Genomic DNA, 19246 nt, shown 5'->3' with positions numbered 1-19246 from the left:
CGGCCCGCGGGTCTCAGCGGCGCCGCCAGACCCGGGCGGGCTGCGCCGGCTCCTCCTCGTCCGTCAGTTCGGTCGGCTCGTCGGAGAGTTCGCGCCACGGCTCGAGGATGGTGCCCCCTCCCGGGCGGACGCTGTCGTCCTCGTCCAGCCTGTCCTCGTCCGCCAGGTCGATCAGGCCGACCCTCGGGTCGGTGCCGGCCGCCTCGGAGTGCCGCCGGGGGTCGCCGGCGAACGGGCCGAGGTCGGCGCGGCCGTCGGAGGAGGGCAACTCCGGCTCGGTGGTGCTCAGGATCGGGCGGGTCATGCCGGGGACGAAGCGCACCAGCGGCTCGCCACCGGGACGGTGACTGTTCACGATCTTCTCGAAGATCATCTTGTCGAACTCGGTCTCCGGCTGCCAGAACATGTGCGCCCCGTGCATCACGCCCATGTCCCGGTGGATCATCGTCTCCACCGACTCCCGGTAGGTCGCGTCGTCCACCCGGTGGCCCTCGACGTCGTGCAGGTCGAGGATGTCGTGGTCGCCAGCGATGGGCCGCCAGGCGCCGTCCGCGTCCCGGCCCTGGACCACGCCGTCCCGGACCCGGAACCTCTTCTCCTTCTCCAGCTTGGCCATCTTGGCGGAGAGTTCGCCGTGCTCCACGGTGCGCTGCCGGTGACGGGCCATCACCCGGTCGTAGCGGCCCGGCTCGGCATCGAGTTCCGCGGTGCGCTCCGGGAGCTCGGGCAGGAAGAAACCGACCAGGCCCTTGTCCTCGGGCTTGGCCCCGAGCCAGATGTCCTCCTCGCTGATGGTCTTCGCCTTGATGTCGACCGGCTTGGGCAGCGCGCCGGCCTTCAGGTGCGGCACCGAGTCGGGGTTGGTCGGCCGGACCTCGATGACGATGCCCTGCTCGTCCGCCGTCTGCTGGAACTTCCGCTGGTTGACCAGCGGGATGCCCAGGACGCGCTCCGTGTACATGGGCGAGATGCCGAGCACGCCCAGATCGGCCAGGACCTCCAACGGCAGCCGCACGTACTCCGCCTGACCGGTCGCGACCCGGTGGATCGCCAGGTCCTGCGACCCGCCCGATTGGTCGCGGTGGAAGTCCCGCACGAACTGCTCGCTGAGCCCGTGCGCCTCGTCCTCGGCGGCCAGTTGCAGGGAGGCGTCCCAGTCCAGCACGGGCAGGCTGAGCCGCGCGGGCCTGCTGCGCACCTCCTCGGCGACCTGCAGGGCCGCCGTGGTCAACGGCCCCTCCTGGCGGACGACCGTGGCCAGCTCGATCAGCCGCCCGATCCGCTCCGACCTCACCGGGCCCGCACTCAGGGGCTCGAAGACGGCGTCGGCGAACGCCGCCAGCCGGGCCCGCGCCCCTCCCGGCCCGGGCGCCGCGTCAAGCAGTTCGCGCAGTGCCGCGAGGTGGACCACGGTGGGTGACACGCCGTAGTCGGCGACCAGGCCGGCGTGCTCGAGCACCCTGGCGCGCCGTTCCGCCGTCACGGCCACCCCGGCGGGCAGGTCGAAGATGCGTCGGGCGATGGCGTCGAACCGGGCCAGGGAGAAGTCGTCCGTGTAGTAGGCGTCCCAGTCCCCGTCGAAGATCTGCCGGATCTTCACCAGCGACGCCGGGTCCACCGCCAGCCCGAGGTCGCGGACGGTGACCGCCAGTTGCTCCAGGCCGCTGGTCTCGGCGGCCGTCAGCGGGCGCCGGGCGGGCAGCTCGTACACGATGCGGCCGAGCTGCTGCACGATCCACTCCTCGGACCGCTTCTCGACCCCGCGCACCTTGCGCAGCGCGCCGACCAGCACCTCGCGCGCCACGGTGTAGTCACCGGTGCCGTGGAAGGCGTCGGACAGCACCTGCCGGGTCAGCCGCCGCCCGTCCCGGATCACGCCCGCGACCTCGATCAGGTCGGCCACCGTGGCATCCGGCTGGTCGCGGCCCGCGATCTCCTCGACGAGCGCCCGCAGCCGCGGCAGCTGCACCCCGCCGGCCACCTCGGCCAGCCCGCGGACGTCACGCAGCCGGGCCGCGGTCACGGGCAGCCCGGCCGCCTCCACCGCCTCTGCGTACGAGGCGAGTTCCCGCAGCCGGTACGCGCTGACCTGGTCGCGCCGGTCGAGCCCGAGCACGGTGCGGGCCATCCGGTCCAGGGCCGCTCCGCTGACGTCGAGCCGCCCGCCGACCTTCGCCGCGTCGAACAGCGCGTACGCGGTGCGGACGCTCGGCTCCACGTGCTCGCCGTCCAGCGGCAGCCCCAGCCGCTGGGCCAGGTCGATCGACGCCCGCACCTCCTCCGACTGACGGCCCGTCGACGGCCGGCCGGTGGCGAACAGCCATCCGGGCGCGGTCATCTCGATCGTCGTTCTGGCCCGCACGCTCAGCCGGGTCGGCTTGACCTGCGGCTCGGGGCGCGCGGCGGGCTGCGCCGCAGGCCGCGTCTCCCGGGCCGTCGCGGCGCGGCCCCGGCCCCGGCCGGGCTGGGCGTCGACACGTGGGCGATCGGAGAGGTTGCGAGACTTCGGCTGCGCCTGGGTGGTGGTGGACGCCCCCCGCGAGCTCCCGCGGCGGAGTGCTACGGCGCCGTCGATCGGCCGTACCGGAGTTCCGGGCTCGGTACGGGCGGGCCCGTCGGAACGCAGCACCGGACCCAACCTGCGCATGACGGGCGGCCCGCCCGGTTCATCCGGGCGGCTGTAGCGGATCCAGTCGTGCCCGGCCTCCAACACCGGCCTCACCCCGCCACCACCGGTCTCCGCGAACCCGACCGACCGCGCCGCAACCAGCTCCGCCCCACCACCACCGATCGGCGTGAACCACACCGGACCGTCCGCCGCGACCGCCTCCGCCGTCACCCCGTTCCGCCACAACTCCCCCATCAACCCACGCACGTACGACGGGTCCGCCGCCAACTCACACGCCACCAACCGCAACGGCTTCCGCCCGTCCCACGCCCCGGCCTGACGCGCCGCCAGCAACCGCGCCGCCAACTCCCCCGCCGGCAACACCACCCCACGCTCCACCGGCAGACCACCCGCACCCGTGTGCATCGCCACCGTGAAATACCGATCCGACTCCGGCAACCGACGCAACGCACGCTCCGTCAACTCCCGCGCCACCGGATCAGGATGCGGATCCCCCACCCACCGCACGCCAGCCGGGTGGTCGGTCTGCCGGCCCAGGATCGGCGCGGAATGCGGACGGATCCTGGGAGTCGCGGCGTCCAGCGCCGTGCGCAGCCCGTCCGTGGTGAACGGCGCGTCCTCGCGGGCGAGGCGGTCGGCGGCGGCCAGCAGGGTCCTGCGGTGCCTGGCGCTGATCTCGACGGTCGGGTGGATGCCGCTGAGCGAGCGGATCATCGTGTCCAGGTGCGACAGGGTGATCTCGGTGTCCCGGCTGAGCCGCAGGTGGCGGCGGGCCACGTCGGACAGTTTGCCGACCAGGGTCAGGTGATCGAGCGTCAGTCCGTCCAGCCCGTACAGGGCGGAGGTCAGGCCGCCCAGGTACCAGGTGCGGGTGCCGGCCGCGCTCGGGCCGTCCTGCGGCGCCCGCCAGTCGGCGGCCTCCGCCGCGGTGGCCCGGTCCCGGGGCAGGCCGATGAGCGCGGCGAGCCGCCGCAGGTCGTGCGGGTGCTGGATCGGCCCGGTGCCGCCGAGCTGCCGGAGCAGCTCCTTCAGCCGGGCGTCACGTTCGAGCGCGGTCTTCGGGTCGCCGGCGAACAGCAGCGGCAGGCCGGACTCCTCCTCGGCATGGATCCGGGTCACGTCGGCGTTCGCCGCCAGCCTCTGCCGATCGGTGATCCGGACCCGCATGCCGGGGCGGAAGAGCACCTCGGCTTCGTGCGGCACCCGCGAGAACGGCGCGATCTTGACCCCGAGCCGACCCGTGGCCTGCACCTCCCACAGCACCGGGTGGGAGACCAGCGACTTGCGGTGGCCTTCGGCGAAGCCGCTAGCGACCGCCTCGCGTTCGCTGAAGCTGGCGAACTGCCGGAACACGTAGCTGTCCCCGCCCTGCTGGGAGAGCACCCGGCGGAACACGCCGAGTGGGTCCGCGCCCCGGGCCCGGTTGCCGCGGTAGACCGTACCGACCGCGGGCGGCAGCAGCCGCAGGGCGTCCAGCAGGAGCTGGCTGTGCTGGGCCATCTCCTGCTCGATCGAGGGCAGGATCGCGTTGACCAGCTTCACCACCTCCTTGGCCCGGGCGAGCGCCTCCGGGTCGGCCGCGTCCACCGGGGGCCGCCGCAGGATCTCGGCCACCCCGCGGGCCGTGCGGATCGACTCCGGCAGATCCTTGTCGAGGCGGAAGTGGTCGTCGACGACCGCCGCGACCTCGGCCTTGAGCGCCACCCGGGCCGCCAGGCCGCGGTACTTGAGTAGCGGGTTGAGCAGGCGGTAGGCCGGTCCCGAGTAGACGGCGAGCGCGGTGAGGTGCGCCGCGTTCAACCGGGTGAGGATCTCGGCGGCCGTCACGCCGTGCTCGTCCAGCCAGTTCCGGAGGATCGGACTGGCGTCCCTCGGGTTCTGTACGGCCGCAGCGAGGTCGTCCTGCAGGTCGTCGACGTGCTCGCGGACGTCGTCGTTGTTCTCCCGGAAGCCGCCGTTCTCCGGGCGTACGGCGATCCGGTCCAGGTAGGTCTGCTCGTGCGGCAGGACCTGCAGCCCCGGGACGGACCGCAGACCACGCAGCTCCGGCAGACCGAGACCGGGAATGCTGCGGTACAGCTCGGCGGCGTCACCGTGGTAGCCGCTACGGACACTCTCCGGGCCGCCACCGAGACGGGCACCCGCCACGATCTCGTACAGCGAGTGCTCCTTCGTGGGCAGCAGCCACCCGTACAGGCTCCGCGCGAACTGCTCGGGCCGTGTGCCACGAAGCAGCCGGTACGCACCCATCGTGCGCGCCGCCGCGGCCGAGATGCCGGATGCGGTCGGAATGCCCCGGGCCCCCATCTCCTTGGCCCACACCGACGCCGTATCCAACAAGAACCGCTCGGACCTCGACACCCACGGCACGACGGGATCCGACCCGCCGTGGCCCCGGCCCGCCAGATAGGCCTGCTCCCGCTCGCTCAGCTCCGCGCCGGCATCGGCGAAACCCGAGAGCCTACGCCGCCCCGACGGACCGTCAGGACCGGCCGCCGGCCGCGCCCGATGGGCCAGCACGCTCTGGACGTACTCCGCGACATGCGCCTGCCAGAACACGTCCTCCGGCGAGAGCATGCCCACCCCGCGCAGCAGGTCCGCCTGGAACACGGCGACGCTGTCCTTGGCCACCGTGCCGAGCGTCTCCGCCAGCTCCCGGTGCAGCTCGCCCTTCCCGAAGGCGGCCCGGCGGCGCAGCTCATCGACGTCGAACCCGAGGTCTCCGGCGCGCTCCCAGTCCTCGGTACGGACGAGCCGCTCGACCAGGCGCGCCAGCCCGTAGGGCGCGTTGCTGGTGACGGCGTTGTGTAGCGCGGTCATCAACTCGCGGACGTTTCCGCGTTCGATGAGCCGATTCAGTGTGTCCAGCGTGGACGCGAACGGGTTGAAGCCGATCTGGCCGGCCTCGGTGGGGTTGTCGCGGACGAACAGCGCCGCGATGGTGTCCGGCGGCACGTCCTCGCCCGCGACCCGCAACAGGCGTGAGAGTGCCGCAACCGTCTCCGCCGCGGCGGTGCGGGCTTCCGGGTCGTCGAAGGCCAACGCGCCGATCCGCTGCTCGAACTCCGCCGCATGGTCCCGATACGCCTGCTCGGCATACAGCACCGGCACCACCGCGTCATCACCGAACTCCACCGCACCCAACGGCACCTGACCTACCACCGGATCCGACCCGCCGCCCTCCCCCAACGGCAGATAACCCTCCGGCGCGGACACCGACGTCGGCGGAACACTCCCATCAACCGGAAGATGCGCACCCAACTCCCGCACCCGGACCGCGTCCTCACCCACCGCAACGGACAACTCCACCCAATGGTCCGCCACCACCCGGGCCCGCCCACCACCATCCCAACCCACCGCCAAAGCCGCCACCGTGTGCCCCACACCCGACGACTCCACAGCAAACGGCCCCGTCACCCGCGGAACGAACCACACCGTCCCCCGCGGCGCATAAGCAACCAACGCCACACCCGACCGCCGAACCCGCACCTCCTCCAACACCTGCGCCGCATACGAACCCCCCAACCCCGCACCCAGATCACACGCCACGAACTGCAACGGCCGCCCGTCCCACACCCCACCATCCAGCAACCTCACCAAAGCCGACGCCAACTCCCCCGGCGCCACCTCCACCCCACGCCACGACGGCCGCCCACTCTCCCGCACCACATGCGTCGCCACCGTGAAGAACCGCTCATCACGCACGAACCGACCCACCGCCGCACCCGTCACCGCCCGCTCCACACCCGACAACTCCGGATCCGCAAGCCAATGCACACCCCCCTCCCCATGCACCGCGGCAAGCGCCACCACCAACTCCCCCACCCGCTCCTCACCCGACAACACCCGCCCCACCGACACCCCACCCGCAACAAACGGATGCGCACCATCAATCGCACCCAACCCCATCGCAGCGTCCTCGCTGCCGCGGTGGAAGGCCACGGCGCCGTCGATCGGCCGTACGGGGGTTCCGGGCTCGGTACGGGCGGGCCCGTCGGAACGCAGCACCGGACCCAACGTGCGGGTGACGGGCGGCGCGTCCGGGTCGTCGGGCCTGCTGTAGCGGATCCAGTCGTGCCCGGCCTCCAACACCGGCCTCACCCCGCCACCACCGGTCTCCGCGAACCCGACCGACCGCGCGGCCACCAGTTCCGCCCCGCCGTCACCGGTCGGCGTGAACCACACCGGGCCGTCCGCCGCGACCGCCTCCGCCGTCACCCCGTTGCGCCACAACTCCCCCATCAACTCCCGCACGTACGACGGGTCCGCCGCCAGCTCACACGCCACCAACCGCAACGGCTTCCGCCCGTCCCACGCCCCGGCCTGACGCGCCGCCAGCAACCGCGCCGCCAACTCCCCCGCCGGCAACACCACCCCACGCTCCACCGGCAGACCACCCGCACCCGTGTGCATCGCCACCGTGAAATACCGATCCGACTCCGGCAACCGACGCAACGCACGCTCCGTCAACTCCCGCGCCACCGGATCAGGATGCGGATCCCCCACCCACCGCACGCCGGTCGGCCGGACCGGTGCGGTGAGCCGTGGCAGCGACCCGGACCGCCCCACGTCCGCGACGGCGGCGTCGAGCACGTCGTGCCGGTGCTCCGTCGTCAACGGAGTGCCCTCGGGCAGACCGAGGCGCAGCCGCGCCACCCGGTCGAACGCCGGGCGGCCGAGCGGACCGGTGCTCCCGAGTTCACGGCGCCCGAGCAGCCGCAGCGCCTCGACCGCGCGCAGGTACTGCACGGTCACCGGCCGGTCGACCGCGATCAGCAGCCGGGCCGGGCCGACCAGGACCTCGCGTTCCACCCGGCCGACCGCCGCGTTCTCGGGCAGGCCCAGGACCTCCCGGGTGAGGCGGTCCAGCGTGTCGCCGACCCGGCCGCGGCGGGCGGCCGCGAGGTCGGCGAGCGCCAGCCCGGCGGGGAGGTGGTCTGCGCGCAGCGGCTTGCCGAGGGTACGGAGCACGTACCCGGCCGCGGTGAGCCGGGCGTGCCGTTCCTCGGCGGGCATCCCGGCCAGGGCCGGAACCCGGGTGGCGAGAGCGTCCAGCGCCGCGTCCTGCGAAGCGTCCGCCCCGACGTGGCCGTCCGCCTTCGCGACCGCGGCCAACTCCTCACGAACCCTGCCGCGCTCGCCCAACGTCACGGACAGGATCCGCCGTGGGGCTTGGGCGGCGGTCTCCGGCCGCCGGCCGTCACCGCTGACCGCGGCGGCTCCCTCCGCGGTGGGTCGCCGGCGCGGTCCGGGCGGAGCCTCGGCGGTCGGTCGCCGCCGGGGCGGGCCGTCGGCGGTGGGGCGTCGTCGCGGTGCGGGCCGGGGCGCGGCGGTGTCGGCCGGCGGCGAACCGCTGGGCCCCGCGTCCTCCGGGCGGTGCGCGCCCTGGTCGCCGTCATGCCCCGGGCGCGCTGCGGTTGACGGTCCGTCGGCCCGCGCGGGCCCGGCGGACGGAAGGTGCCGCTCGTGCGGGAGCACACCGTCGCGGGCGACGTGGGTACGCAGCTCCTGCTCGCTGATCCCGGGCAGGTGGCGGTACATCGTGGCGGCGTCCTGGTAGGCCGCCGCCGGCAGCGCCGGTATCAGGCCGGAGAGTTCCGCACCCTTGAGGATCTCGTACACCGAGTGGTCGCCGGGCGTGAGCATCCAGGACAGCAGCGACAGCACCAGGTGGTCCGGCTCGGAGCCGGTCACCCGCATCAGCCGGAAGGCGTTGAGCATCCGGGCGGCGGTACGCGAGACGCCCGCGATCACCGGCATGCCCCGCCGGTCGTGGATGTCGCGGTACCACGACGACTGCGGGTTGATGACGTTCAGCATCCGCCCGGTGCGCCAGCTGAGCGGAAGTTCGGCGCCCGCCTCGTCCTCCCCCGGGTCGCCGTCGCGGGGACGCGGGTTGACCACGGTGTCACGGACCAGTTGCCGGACCATCCCGCTGTCGCCGTCCTCCCACGCCGTGATGACTCCTCGGCGGCCGCGGAGGGCGTCCAGGTCGACACTGCCGTCCTCGCTCCGCGGGAGGCGGTCGTCCGGGACGGCCTCCTCGCGCATGCCCAGGAGTTGCAGCGCCACCGGGTGCTCGGTCAGGAAGCGCAGTTCGCGGGTGCTGAGTGAGGCGCCCGCGGTGCGCAGGTCCCGCGGGGTGAGCGCGGCCTGGCCGGTGTCCTCTTCGCCGGACGGTACAGACTTGCGGGCGGAGATGCTGGCGGCGAAGTCCGCGCCGAGTTCCATCCAGTTCTTCGACCGGAAGAGCAGGTTGCCGCTGGCGAAGACGTCCTTGTTGAACATCTCGCGGCCGGGCATCAGCATGCCGAGGAACCCGCCGATCCGGGTGCGGGCGGTGCCGTTGAGGTAGGCGGCCTGCACCTTGAGTTCCTCGACGTCGAGGCCCAGCTCGGCGGCGCGCGCCCAGTCCCTGGTCTCGACGAGCTGGTTGAGCAGGGACTTCAGGCTGAGCGGGGAGTCCTTGAAGTACGCGGCGTTGAAGAACGCCGTCATCAGCTCCCTGCTGTTGCCCCGGTCGAGCAGGGTGAGGAAACCGTCGAGCGGCTGCTCGCCGCCGATCTGGCCGGCCGAGTGGGGGTCATCGTGCACGAAGGTCTCGGCGATCTCGCCGGCGCTCTTGTCGGGGTGCGCGGCCTGCAGCAGGTCCCACAGCCGGGCCACCGAGTTCCGTGCGGCCTCGATTGCCTGCGGGTGGTTGTGCAGGTACCCGCCGAGCTGGGTCTCGAAGGCGCTGGCCTCCGTCGCGTAGTCGGGGTGCGCGTACGCCTCCAGGACGGGCGCGGGGCCGAACGGCTGCGCGCCCGGGATCGGCGCGACCCGCGGACGGGTGCCGGGAACCGCGGACTTGAGCGCCGCGCGCAGCCCGTCCATGGTGAACGGCGCGTCCTCGCGGGCGAGCCGGTCCGCGGCGGCCAGCAGGGTGTTGCGGTGGTAGTTGCTGATCTGGATCGCCGGGTCGATGCCGCTGAGCGAGCGGATCATCGCGTCCAGGTGCCATCGGGTGATCTCGGTGTCGGGGCTGAGCCGCAGGTGGCCGCGGGCCACGTCGGCGAGTCTGCGGACCAGGGTCAGGTGATCGAGCGTCAGCCCCTTGGGCCCGTACAGGGCGATGGTCACGGAGGCCAGGTGCCAGGTGCGGGTGCCGGCCGGGCTCGGGCCGTCCAGGGGCGCCCGCCAGTCGCCGGCCTCGGCCGCGGTGGCCCGCTCGCGGGGCAGGCCGATGAGGGCGGCGAGCGGCCGCAGGTCGTGCGGGTGCTGGATCGGCCCGGTGCCGCCGAGCTGTTGGAGCATCACCTTCAGTTCGGCGTGGCGGGTGAGAGCGCGGTCGCCGGCGAACAGCAACGGAAGTCCGTGCTCCTCCTCGGCGTAGATGCGGGTCGCACCGTCGTTCGCCGCCAGCCTCTGCCGATCGGTGATCCGGACCCGCAGGCCGGGGCGGAAGAGCACCTCGGCCTCGTCCGGCAGCCGCGAGAACGGCGCGATCTTGACCCCGAGTCGGCCGGTCGCCCGTACCTCCCACAGCACCGGGTGGGAGACCAGCGACTTCTGGTGGCTGAGCGCGAAGGTGGTGGCGACACTTTCGTTCGCACTGAAGCTGGCGAACTGCGGGAAGACGTGGCTGTCCCCGCCGTGTTCGGACAGCACCTTGCCGAGCATGCCGAGCGGGTCCGCGCCCAGGGCCCGGTTGCCACGGTAGACCGTGCCGACGGCGGGCGGCAGCAGCCGCAGGGCGTCCTGCAGGAGCTGGCTGTGCCGGGCCATCTCCTGCTCGATCGAGGGCAGGATCGCGTTGACCAGCTTCACCACCTCCTTGGCCCGGGCGAGCGCCTCGGGGGTCGCCAGATCCACGACGGGCCGCTGCATGATCTCGTCCACGCCGGGGGCACCGAGGACGGAGTTCGGCAGCGCCGTACCGCGCCGGAAGTGGTCGTCGACGACCGCCGCGATCTCGGCCTTGAGCGCCACCCGGGCCGCGAGGCCGCGGTACTTGAGCAGCGGGTTGAGCAGACGGTGGGCCGGTCCCGAGTAGACGGCGAGCGCGGTGAAGTGCGCCGCGTTCAACCGGGTGACGATCTCGGCGGCCGTCACGCCGTGCTCGTCCAGCCACGCCCGGACTGCCTGGGTCGCGCTGCCTGGAGAGCTCACCGCCCTCGCGAAGTCGTCCTGCCGCTCCTTGACGTGATTCCTGAGATCCGCGTCGCTCTCCCGGAAGCCGCCGTTCTCCGGGGCGGCAGCGATCAGGTCCAGGTAGGTCTGCTCGTGCGGCAGGACCTGCAGCCCCGGGACGGACTGCAGACCACGCAGCTCCGGCAGGCCGAGGCCAGGGATGCTGCGGTACAGCTCGGCGGCGTCACCGTGGTAGCCGCTACGGACACTCTCCGGACCGCCACCGAGACGGGCACCCGCCACGATCTCGTACAGCGAGTGCTCCTTCGTGGGCAGCAGCCACCCGTACAGGCTCCGCGCGAACTGCTCCGGCCGTGTGCCACCGAGCAGCCGGTACGCACCCATCGTTCGCGCCGCCGCGGCCGAGATGCCGGACCCGGTCGGAATGCCCCGGGCCCCCATCTCCTTGGCCCACACCGACGCCGCATCCAGCAGGAACCGCTCCGACCGCGGCACCCACGGCACCTCGGGATCCGACCCGCCGTGGCCCCGACCCGCCAGGTAGGCCTGCTCACGGTCGCTCAGCTCCGCACCGGCAGCCGCGAAGTCCGAGACCCTACGCCGCCCCGACGGGCCGTCAGGACCGGCCGCCGGCCGCGCCCGGCGGGCGAGCACGCTCTGGACGTACTCGGCGACATGGGCCTGCCAGAACGGGTCTTCGGGCGAGAGCATGCCCACCCCCCGCAGCAGGTCCGCCTGGAACACCGCGACGCTGTCCTTGGCCACCGTGCCCAGCGTCTCCGCCAGCTCCCGGTGCAGCTCACCCTTCCCGAACGCGGCCCGGCGGCGCAGCTCATCGACGTCGAACCCGAGGTCCCCGGCACGCTCCCAGTCCTCGGTGCGGATCAGTTCGTCGACCAGGCGCGCCAGCCCGTACGGCGAGTCGCTGGTGACGGCGTTGTGCAGGGCCGTCATCAGCTCGCGGACGTTTCCGCGCTGTGTGAGGTTCCGCAGCGTCAGGAACGGAGACGTGTCCGGGTCGGAGCCGATCTGGCCGGCTTCGGTCGGGTCGTCGCGGAAGAACAGGGCCGCGGTGGTGTCCGGCGGGAGCTCGACGTCGGCGACCCGCAGCAGCTGCGAGAGCGACTTCACCGCGTCGGCCGCGGCGGCGCGGGCCTCCGGGTCCTCGAAGGCCAGCGCACCGATGTGCTGCTCGAACTCGGCAGCATGGTCCCGATACGCCTGCTCGGCATACAACACCGGCACCACCGCGTCATCACCGAACTCCACCGCACCCAACGGCACCTGACCCACCACCGGATCCGGCCCCGCCTGCTCAAGTGGCAGATAACCCTCCGGCGCAGCCACCGACGTCGGCGGAACACTCCCATCGACCGGCAGATGCGCACCCAACTCCCGCACCCGGACCGCGTCCTCACCCACCGCAACGGACAACTCCACCCAGTGGTCCGCAACCACCCTGGCCCGCCCGTCACCGTCCCAACCCACCGCCAGCGCCGCCACCGTGTGCCCGACACCCGCCGACTCGACGGCGAACGGCCCCGTCGCCCTGGGAACGAACCACACCGTCCCCCTCGGCGCATAAGCCACCAACGGCAGATCCGGCCGCAGAACCCGCACCTCCCGCAACACCAGCGCCGTGTACGACCCCGCCAACCCCGCGCCCAGGTCACATGCCGCGAACTGCAACGGCAGCGCGCCCGACCACACCCCGCCATCCAGCAACCTCACCAGAGCCGACGCGAGTTCCGCCGGCGCGATGTCCACGCCACGCCACGTCGGCCGCCCCCTCTCCCGCACCACATGCGTCGCCACCGTGAAGAACCGGTCATCACGCGGGAACCGACCGATCGCCGCACCCGTCACCCCCCGCTCCGCAACCGACAGATCCGGATCCGCAAGCCAATGCACACCCCCCTCCCCATGCACCGCGGCAAGCGCCACGGCCAACTCCCCCACCCGCTCCTCGACCGACTGCACCCGCCCCACCGACACCCCACCCGCAACAAACGGATGCGCACCGTCGATCACACCCAACCCCGCGTCACCACCGAACTTCACCGCACCGTCCAGCGGCGACAGGCCGTCAGCGTCCCCACCCTGCACGCCGTCCGCCAACTGGCCGTCGAAGCCCTCCGGCAGTCCGTGGTCGATCACGCCGTCGGCGGTCAGGTGCCAACCCTGCAGCGTCGTGGTGGCCGTGTGCGTGGCGTCACCGCTGTCGGTGAAGGCCCTCCAGGTCGAGGACTCGCTGAGCACGACGACCGGCTTGCCGTCCGGGCGCACCCCGACCCGCTCCGCCACGATCGCCTCCCGGCCGCCGCCGGCCTTCGGCACCAGCCACACATCGCCGACCGGCGCCCGGCCCGCGATCCCCACCGGGACCCCGGCCCGCGGATGTGCCTCCTGGTGCGCCCACAACGCCGCCATCGCCCGCGGCACATGATCCCCGTCATAGGCACCGAGGCGGCAGGACAGGAAGTCGACCGACGTCTTCCCGTCCAAACTCCCGGCGTCGTACGCCCCGATCAGCAGCCGCGCCAACTGATCCGGCGTCAGCGGAGCACCCCGCTCGCCCACGTGCATCGCCACCACGAACGCCTCCGGCCGTACCGGAAACTGCTCCAACGCCTCCCGCAGCCGCAGCTCCGACGCCATCGGCAGCAACGGATCCCCGACCCACACACCCGACGGAACCTCCCGCACGGTCGGCGGGAACTCCACCTCGATCGTCGCCGACTCCTGACGGCCATCCGCGTCCGCCCCTACGAAGTCGCCCGCAGGCGGCGGATCGATGTGACCCGCCGAGAACAGGCGGATCAACTCCCCGGGGTCTGTCGGAGCGCCGCGGCGCTCCAGCTCGTCCCGGAGCTCGGACCACAGGACCTGCCCCACGGCCTGAGCCCGGTCCCCGCCGAGGCCGACTGCCGTGTCCGGGTCGCCGGCCCGCCCGGTCACCCTGATCACCGGCATCGGCAACGCCTCGCGGTGACGCCTCGCGATCTCCGCCGACAACGCCCGGGCCAGGAGCACGACATGGGCATGCGCGCGCGGGTCGAGAACGGCCGTGTCTCGACCGAAGGCGACGGTCTGCGGGACCATCCGGGGCTCCCCGTACTCCGACGGGGCCGAGCCCCCGGGCCGGAAGGTCCGGTAGAGGCCCGCGGCACCATCGGCACGCCCCACCACTTTGAGGTAGGCCGGCTGGGAACGGTCGTACGCGTCGGTGATCCTGCTCATGCCTACCATCTCGGTCGGCGCATGCACCGTCAGACCGACGGCGTTCGCCACTGCCTGCGCCAGCGGGGCCGAGTCACAGGCGAGCAGCACGATCGACGCCGGCTTGCCCTTGTCCGCCGCCAGCCTCAGCGCCTGCAGGCTCGGACGACGCCTGAGGAGTCCACCGAGTTCGGCACCGTCGACCGACAGGCTGCCGTGCTCCGTCCTCAGCTCGAACTCGGCCGGGCTGGAGTGGCTGACGAAGAAGTACGCGTGGTCCGGGTCCCACTGGACCTCGCGGACCAGCGGCGTCGGGCGCCCGTCGGATTCGAGGGTGAGCTGGTAGTCCAGCGCATGCGTCAGTCCACCGAGTGGCACCTCCCAGTGGTACCAGTCGCCCTCACTCGCCACGGCCTGGCCGATCACGGTCAGCTTCTCCGAGTCCACGATCGGGCGGAGCAACACCTGCTCGTCGCCGATGACGAGCCCGCCGATCGTGGTCACGTGTCCGGGCGCGCTCGGCGACCGGTCGATCCCGCCCCTCGACGGCGGGTCGACCCTGAGGAACTGGCCGCGCGGCCCGAGACCGCCGTCCGGCAGGCGGAAAGGTGCCTGCAGACCGAACGACCATCCGCCACCCGGCGCTTCCACCGGCACGATGTCACCGGTCGGCGCGAACACCGTCCGGCCCGTCGCCGCCGCCACCGCCCGCACCAGCTCCAGGTCCCAACCGCCCCCGAATGGCATGGCGAGCACGATCGGCACGTCACGGTCCCGTGTCTTCAGCGCTTCGTCGGCCGCCACCATCGCCGCGAACCCGAGAGCGTCCAGGTGCACGGTCGTACCGCTGTCCGTTGTCAGCTCGATCGTACGACCGGGCTGGTCGACCATCACGAAGTACGGCTTCGGCCCGTCTGCCCACGGCGCGGCGATCCGCCCGAGGTTCTGGACCACATGGTTCGGGTCGTCCGCCCGCAACGTCGGATCGACCATCAGGTGCTGATAGTCCGTCAGATCTGCCCGGAAACCCTCCAACTGGTCTGCCACGTCACGCGGTTCGAACGCAGCGAATCCGCTCGGACTCAGGAAGGCGCGACCGTCCGGCGCGGCGCCGGGCCGCCTGGTCAGCGCCCGGCTCTCCGCCTGCTGCCTGCCGCCGCCCGGAATCGCGTGCAGGTCACGGCCGCCACGCCCGGCGCCCGCGCTGAACAGCGGTACCGGGTACTCCAGTTCCACGGTCACGACCCGCCGACGCAGCTCCGGGTCGAGTCCGGCGAACGCATCCTGGAGCAGCTCGCGCTGCCTCACGGATTCCGCGCGTACCAGTGCTCCGGCGTCGAGCGCCAGTTGGTGCGCCGCGAACTCCGCGCTCAACACCTCCTCGAGCACCCGCGCCACGGCCTTGGCACGGGCGAGGCCCGCCCGGACGGTGGCCACGGTCTCGCCGGCCAGGCCGACCGCCTTGACCACCGGGAGCGCATGGCCCCGGTCGAACCGGCGCAGCAGTTCCGCCGCGAGGCCGCGCCCCGCCGCCCGCACGCTCTCGATGGCGGCGTCCGAAAGGGCGGTTTCGCCGATGTCGAAGATCGCTCCGTACGGCGACATCCGCGGGTTGTCGGCTCGATCCACGGGAGTGTCGCCACCCGGCTGGAAGGTGAGGAACTCGCCACTGGCACCCGACCGGTCCCGCTCGACGACGAGATCGTGGGTGTCGTCCGGGTGGTCGGGGGCGTGCTGCCGCCATAGGCCGCCCGTACCGACCGGCGCGTGCACGGTGAGGCCGGCCTTGTCGGCCACGGCCTGCGCCAGGTCTGCGGAGTGGCAGGCCACCAGCACGATCGAGACCGGGTCACCGTCCGTCGCCGCCTGCCGCAGTGCGCCGATGCTCGGCCTGCGTGCCAGGTATCCGCCCAGCTCCGCCCCGCTGACCTTTCCGGTGCCGGTGGCCGTCGGAAGGTCGAAGCCCTCCGAATCCGCCTGTGCGCCGAAGAAGTACGCGTGCTTCGGGTCCCACGGCACATCATGGACGAACGTGACCGCCATGGGCGGCCAGTCCTGATACTCGGTGTTGGTGGTGAGTCGGCTGTATCCGGCATCGCGCACCGCCCAGTCGCCCTCGCTGTGCGCGCCGCGTCCGATCGTCCCGTGCGTCTCGAAGCTGACGATCGGCCTCGTCAGCACCTCGTGGTCGGCGAGCACCTCGCCGAGCACGGTGACGACGTGCCCGGGCGCGCCCAGCGCGGGATCCACCCCGCCCCTGGCCGGCGGCTCCACCCGAACGAGCTGCCCGCGCGGATGCAACGTCCCGTCGGCATCGGGGCCCGGAGCCCGCAACCCGAATGACCAACCGCCACCCGCCACCTCCGTCCTGACCAGGTCACCGGTCACCGCGAACACCGTCCGCCCGGTCGCCACCGCCACCGCCCGCGGCAACTCCAGATCCGAACCACCGCCGAACGGCACCGCCAGCACGATCGGCGCGTCCGGATGCAACCCCTGGAGGTCCTCGTCAGCCGCCACCACCGCTGCGAACTGCTCGACCCCCAGGTGCACCGCTTCGCCCTGGACACCGACCGCGGCGACCTGACGCCCGCTCAACTCGGCCATCACGAAGTACGGCTTCGGGCCGCCGCCCCACGGCGCCGGGTAGGCATCGAGTTCCTCCGACACCTGCCCGCGGCCCGCCGAATCCACGATCACGTGCCGGTAGTCCGGCAGGTCCCCCCGGAACCCTTCCAGCTCGGTCCCGAGGAACCCCCCGTCGCTCAGGTACGCCCGCCCGGACGGCGCCCCGTCCGCACCGGGCGGCAGCGCCTGGCTCTCCACCACCTCGTCGCTGCCGGGCAGCGAGACGACGTCGCGGCCGAATCGTCCCACTCCCCCGATCATCCGCGGGGCCCCCGGCCCGTCCCCGGGGCCGAACTTGGTCGCGCCTGCGACCGAGCCGGCAAGGGCCGTGGTCTCCGGAGTGATGGTCACGATCATGTCGTAGCCGGTCGGCGCAAGGTTTTCTACGGCGCCGTCCGGGGCCAGCAGGCCGCCGTACTCGGCGTCGGTCTTGGGAGTGTGGTCGGGGTTGCCGCTGTCGGTGAAGGTACGCCAGAACGACTCCGGGCCCTGCACGACGACCGGTCGGCCGGCCTGGTCGATGCCGACGTGGTCGGCGACGATCACCTCGTACTCAGCGGCCTCCACCGGCCGGCCGTTAGCCAGCTTGGGAACCACCCACACGTCACCGACCGGCGCCCGCCCGGTGAGCTTCCCCGCCGCCGCGCGCGGGTTCGCCGCCTGGTGCGCCCACAACGCCCGCATCGCCTCCGGCACATGACGTTCGGTCACCGCACCGAGCCGGCACGACAGGAAGTCGATCCACGACTTCCCGTCCAACTTCCCACCGTCGTAGGCCTTCACCAGCACATCCGCGAGCTGCTCCGGACCGATCGGCGCGCCCGCCTCTCCGACGTGCATCGCCACCGTGAACGCGTCGTCACGACGCGGCAGGTGATTCAGCGCGCTCTCCGCCCGCGCGTTCGCCTGCTCCGACCCGGGTCGCGGGTCGGCGATCAGCACACCCGAGACCGTCGGCCGCACCCCCAACCCGTCGGCCACCGCCGAATGGTCCGACGCGGCACCGCCCTCCACCGGGACCGACTGTCCGATCTTCGTGAGTTCCTCGGTGACCATGGCGCTGAACGACCGCTCTCCGCTCCCGGGAGTGCCGACGTCAAGCGGCAGGAACGGGGCGCTCTCCGTCACCGGCCGAGAAGTCGACCCGCCGCCGATCGTGGGCCCGTCGCCGCCGGCGGTCCTGACACCCCCACCGCCCAACGCCGCATCGAACCCATCCTTTCCCGGGTTCTCCTCCCGGGCCGCGTCGCCGGTGCCGGTCTTGTGGGTGAAGAGGTTGACGATCGGAGTGTCCGAGCGCAGGTCGAACCCCGAGAACGGATTCGAGAAGAACCACTTGGCCAGGTCCTTCGCGCTCTGCCCCCACGACTCGTCGCCGTCGTGCCCACCCGGACGCGGCACCGGGAACGGGGCAGGGTTGCCGGTCATGTTCGCCAGGAACGACACGAAGTTCAGCGGATGCAACAGCCCGAAGTACTTCGCCCCGTCCGGATTCTCACGCCACTGCCGCTCCCGCAACCAGTTCTGATACCGGTCGAACAACGGCTCGAAGGTCTTGTGCAGGACGTGACCCATCGCGCCCATCGCCATCCCCGACACGAACGAACCCCAACTCGCCGTGAACGCGTGCTCATCCGTCCAGAACAGCTGGTACCCGAGGTCCGACGCGACGTTCTGCCCGCCCTCCTGCAGGATCTCCCCCAGCGCATGGCCCAGCTGGAACAGCGCGTTGCCGTGCAGCGGATGCTCCGCCGTGAAATGCCCGAACAGCCTCGCGAAGCCGCCCACGCCCTCCTTGCCCGCGGACGCCGTGAACAGGTCGGGGAACTCCCGCGCCATCCGCGACAGCGGCCCGCCGTCGGCGAGCTTGCCCAACGCCTGCGCCAACACCCCGCCCAGATGCGCGTGGTCCGCCCCCAGATGCCCCCAGTGCTTCACGAACGCGTCACCAAAGTTCCGCCCGATCTGCCGCGCCTCCTCCCGCAACGCCGCATGCGAAGCCGCGTCCGTCAGGTGCTCCTCGAAGATCCGCCCCATCTTGCGCGCGAACGCCTCCGCGATGCTCCCCTCGCCGAACCGGACGAACCCCGCCTCCAACTGCTGCACCGAAGCGCCCAGCAGATGACCCACCGACTTCGCGAACTCCTGCCGCGCCGACGCCGAACCGAGCTTCCCCGCCAACCGCGCCACATCCCGCTCCACCGACCGCGCGACATCCCGCTCCACCGTCCGCACCGCGTCGAGGACCAGCCCCTTCCCCAGACCCTTCACCTCCGCCCCCACCAAGTGCGACACCTCACCCGCCACACCCGGCACGTCGTTCAACCCCGCCGCCAGCACGTGGTCGAGCCGCTTCGACAGGATCGACGACGAGTCCTTCCCGATCAGCCGCCCCACCACCTTGCCGAACGCCTGCCCGAACAACTCCAGCGGACCCGCGAACAACCCCTCCAACGACCCCTGCTGGAACGACTGGAACGTCGAATCCGCGTCCCAGGAGTCCCGGTGATGCGACGCCAACTGGTAGCCCTGGATCGCCGCGTCCATCGCCAACCCGCCCATGATCCCCATGAACGTCTGCGACGCGATCTGCCGCACCAACCAGAAGAACAGGTTCCGCAACGCCTCCCGCGTCGC

1 protein-coding gene is annotated in these 19246 nt (G+C 72.4%); it reads right to left on the bottom strand.

What is annotated here, in order from left to right:
* Positions 1-13: 13 nt before the first annotated feature.
* Positions 14-19231, bottom strand: coding sequence for a hypothetical protein (locus AB0K51_RS30880; RefSeq protein WP_363460876.1), 19218 nt, complete (start codon positions 19229-19231; stop codon positions 14-16).
* Positions 19232-19246: the final 15 nt, after the last annotated feature.

The sequence above is a fragment of the Kitasatospora sp. NPDC049285 genome, assembly GCF_040678815.1.
Classification (GTDB): domain Bacteria; phylum Actinomycetota; class Actinomycetes; order Streptomycetales; family Streptomycetaceae; genus Kitasatospora.
The sequence above is the reverse complement of the archived record's forward strand: the minus strand, read 5'-3'. Positions and strand labels throughout refer to the sequence as shown.